The organism is Parvibium lacunae, assembly GCF_003335215.1.
GTDB lineage: Bacteria > Pseudomonadota > Gammaproteobacteria > Burkholderiales > Burkholderiaceae_D > Parvibium > Parvibium lacunae.
In genome coordinates, this window is record NZ_QPGB01000016.1 from 1 (window position 1) to 1958 (window position 1958).

At 44.4% G+C, this 1958-nt stretch carries 1 protein-coding gene; it reads left to right on the forward strand.

The window, feature by feature from the left end; genetic code table 11:
* Positions 1–223 precede the first annotated feature (223 nt).
* On the forward strand, positions 224–1958 hold a 1735-nt coding region (locus tag DU000_RS13095; RefSeq protein WP_114403750.1), incomplete at its 3' end, for a sensor domain-containing phosphodiesterase.

Sequence of the window (1958 nt, forward strand, 5' to 3'; positions counted from 1 at the left end):
AGGCTGGGAATCTGGCGCGCTCAGTCTCGATCTTCAAACTGGCGGGGCATCTGACGGGGGGCGGTGGCAATAGTGGTGGTCATGCTGGTGGATTGCGCCCCCGGGCCTTACCCCAGCGCACCCCCAAAGCCCTCCCACCCGCTAAACCCCAAGACGATGAGTGGGAAGAGTTCTAAGCGTTAGTAATATTTCCCATGCTTTTGCCCTTTACTTGGAGATCACTATGTTTAGATTATTAAAAACGTTGCTGAATATACAAAGTGTTCAGGGGCAATTACAGGCAATTGATCGATCGCAAGCGGTAATTGAATTTGATTTAAAGGGAAATATTCTCACCGCTAACTCGAATTTCTTGAAGGTGCTAGGGTATCAATTACATGAGATTAAAGGCCAGCATCACCGCATATTCGTGAGTGAGCGTATACGTAACTCTCCCGAATACCAACGGTTTTGGGCAACCTTATCTAGCGGTGAATATTTTGAAGGGCAATTTGAGCGCATTGCCAAAGATGGATCGACACGCTGGATTCAAGCTACATACAACCCAATCAAAAATATTTTTGGCCGGCCTTATAAGGTCGTGAAATATGCCTTAGATGTAACTCAATCATCAGAAGGGCGAGAGCAAATTAATCAAACCCTAGAGCAAGCTTTGGATGCTGTAGTGACGATTGATGAGAATAATAACGTCATTTTTTATAACCCTGCGGCGGAACGCTTTTGGGGGTATACGCGTGATGAGGTCATTGGTAAAAATGTAAAGATGCTGGTGCCTCGCATGCATCAAGCGGGCCATGATCAGTACGTAAACAGTAATCGTCAAACTGGGCAGAATAAAATTGTTGGTACTTCCCGCGAAGTGCCCGTTGAGTGTAAAGACGGTAGCCTTAAATGGGGCAATCTATCGCTATCTAAAGTGAGACTAGGAAGTAAAACGCTCTATACCGCCTTTGTACGTGATGTTACGGAGGAGGTGGCCCGGCGCGAGAAAATGAAAACGCTTTCATTGGTTGCGGATAATACAGATAACTCAGTTGTAATTACCGGGCCAGAAGGTTTGATTGAATATGTGAATCCTGGGTTTGAAAGAATGACAGGCTATACCTTTCAGGATGTGGCAGGTAAAAAACCGGGGAGCTTTTTACAAGGCAAGGGAACGGATCAAGGTACTGTACAACGTATTCGTGAACGACTCGCGGCACAACAGCCTTTTTATGATGAAATTTTGAATTACCACCGAGATGGGACACCCTATTGGATTTCATTGGCAATTAATCCGGTATTTAACAGTGCGGGAAAATTAGAAAAATTTATTTCAATTCAAGCCAATATCACTGCTACTAAGCAAAATGCCGTGGAGTTTAATCTGCGTCTTGGCGCGATTGATAAAAACAGTCTAGTTTTTGATTTTGATCGTCAAGGACAGTTAACTTACTTTAATCAAAATGCACAGCAAGCTTATGCAAGAGCTCATGTTGAGAAACCGACTTTACTAAAAGTGTTAACAAATGATCAAGTGCAAAGTTTAATGTCTGGTGAATCTATTGCGGGCGAATTTAATTTTGGGACTGAACAAAAAGCGATTTGGGCAATTGGCTCATTTAATGGGATTCCCGATATCAATGGTCAGATCATCAAAACAGTATTCTATGGTGCTGATAACACGATTAAACGTGATGCCCTGAATAAATTGATTGCTAGCCTTCGAGATTTTGCGGAAGGTGATTTGCGTAATACGATTCAAGGTGAATTTGACGAAGAATTTAATGGTTTGCGTGATACTTACAATGCCTCATTAGCACAGATGACGACGGTGATTGCACAAGTACGCGAAGCCACCGACGCCATCAACACCGCCGCGCGCGAGATCGCCATGGGCAACACCGACCTCTCCCAGCGCACCGAACAACAAGCCAGCAGTCTAGAAGAGACCGCTTCCAGCATGGAAGAACTGACCG